The sequence below is a fragment of the Streptomyces sp. NPDC058525 genome (assembly GCF_042719495.1).
Taxonomy (GTDB): domain Bacteria; phylum Actinomycetota; class Actinomycetes; order Streptomycetales; family Streptomycetaceae; genus Streptomyces.
This window is the reverse complement of sequence record NZ_JBHXNP010000219.1, coordinates 1-1,850: the sequence shown is the minus strand read 5'-3', so window position 1 is coordinate 1,850 and position 1,850 is coordinate 1. Positions and strand designations below refer to the sequence as shown.

2 protein-coding genes are annotated in these 1,850 nt (G+C 72.0%); both read left to right on the top strand.

Annotated features, from left to right (window positions below; translation table 11 throughout):
* Positions 1-95 (top strand): adenosylhomocysteinase (locus ACFWP3_RS41945; RefSeq protein WP_384232180.1); only part of this gene is annotated, 95 nt, incomplete at its 5' end.
* Between the two features lie 53 nt (positions 96-148).
* Positions 149-1,753 (top strand): acyl-CoA carboxylase subunit beta, encoded by a 1,605-nt coding sequence (locus ACFWP3_RS41940; RefSeq protein WP_384232215.1) that lies wholly within the window; start codon positions 149-151, stop codon positions 1,751-1,753.
* Positions 1,754-1,850: the final 97 nt, after the last annotated feature.

Sequence of the window (1,850 nt, the reverse complement as noted above, 5' to 3'; positions counted from 1 at the left end):
TGGGCGTGCGCCTCACCACCCTGCGGCCGGAGCAGGCCGAGTACATCGGCGTCAAGGTCGAGGGCCCGTACAAGCCCGACCACTACCGCTACTGACGGCCGCTCACGGCGGACACCGGCGTTCGAGCAGGGCTTGAGAGCCCGGCTCGATGCTGGAACGTCGGAATCAGGCCACCGGAGCGAGGGGCAAGGAGAGTCAGTTGGAGAGTCTGCGAGAGCGCGCCACGGAACTTGCGGCGATACGGGCCCTGGCCGTGGCCGGACCGAGCGAGCGGGCGACGGCCGCGCAGCACGCCAAGGGCAAGCTGACCGCTCGCGAGCGCATCGAAGTGCTCTTCGACGAGGGCTCCTTCTGCGAGGTCGAAGGACTGCGCAGGCACCGTGCGACGGGCTTCGGCCTGGAGGACAAGAAGCCCTACACCGACGGTGTGGTGACGGGCTGGGGCACCGTCCACGGCCGCACCGTCTTCACCTACGCGCACGACTTCCGGATCTTCGGCGGCGCACTCGGCGAGGCCCACGCAGCGAAGATCCACAAGCTGATGGACCTCGCCGAGGCCGCCGGCGCCCCGATCGTGGGCCTGTGCGACGGCGCCGGCGCCCGCATCCAGGAGGGCGTGACCGCCCTCGCCGGATACGGCGGCATCTTCCGGCGCAACGTGCGCAACTCCGGGGTGATCCCGCAGATCTCGGTGATCCTGGGCCCGTGCGCCGGCGGCGCCGCGTACTCCCCGGCCCTGACGGACTTCGTGTTCATGGTGCGCGGCACCTCGCAGATGTTCATCACCGGGCCGGACGTCGTCCAGGCCGTCACCGGCGAGGCCGTGACCATGGAGCACCTGGGCGGCGCCGACAGCCACGCGGCGGTGTCCGGCGTCGCCTCGTTCGTCTACGACGACGAGCGCAGCTGCCTGGAGGACGTCCGCCACCTGCTGTCCCTGCTGCCGTCCAACAACCGCGAACTGGCCCCGGCCGGCGACCTGGAGGACCCGGCGGACCGCCGCAACGACAAGCTGCTCGACCTGGTGCCGGCGCGCCCCACCCAGGGCTACGACGTCCGCGAGGTCATCGAGGAGATCGTCGACCACGGCGACTACTTCGAGGTCCACGGCCAGTGGGCGCAGAACATGGTCTGCGCGCTGGCCCGCCTCGGCGGCCGGCTGGTGGGCGTGGTGGCGAACCAGCCCTCGTACCTGGCGGGCGTGCTGGACATCGGCGCGTCGGAGAAGGCCGCGCGGTTCGTGCAGTTCTGCGACGCGTTCTCGATCCCGCTGGTCACCCTGATCGACGTGCCCGGGTTCCTGCCGGGCGTGGACCAGGAGCACCAGGGGATCATCCGGCACGGCGCGAAGCTCCTGTACGCGTACTGCAACGCCACGGTGCCGCGGATCAGCCTGGTCCTGCGCAAGGCGTACGGCGGCGCGTACATCGTCATGGACTCCAGCTCGATCGGCGCGGACGTGGCGCTGGCCTGGCCGTCGAACGAGATCGCGGTCATGGGCGCGGAGGGCGCCGCGAACGTGATCTTCCGCCGGGAGATCGCCGACTCCGCCGACCCCGAGGCGACCCGGGCGCAGCGGATCAAGGAGTACCAGTCGGAGCTGATGCACCCGTACTACGCGGCCGAGCGCGGTCTGGTGGACGACGTCATCGACCCGGCCGAGACCCGCTCCCGGCTGATCGCCACCCTCGCCATGCTGCACGCCAAGAACGCCGCGCAGCCGAGCCGCAAGCACGGCAACCTGCCGATCTAGCTTCGGCGGGTCCGCGACGCAGTGGGGGGGGGGGGGGGGGGGGCCCCCCCCCCGGCCCCCGCGGAGCGGGCCCCCCCCCCCCCGCGGCGCCCCGCGC

Excerpts from the sequence above, each read along its gene's own strand:
- ACFWP3_RS41940 (WP_384232215.1), top strand. The coding sequence starts at position 149 with ATGCTGGAACGTCGGAATCAGGCCACCGGAGCGAGGGGCAAGGAGAGT.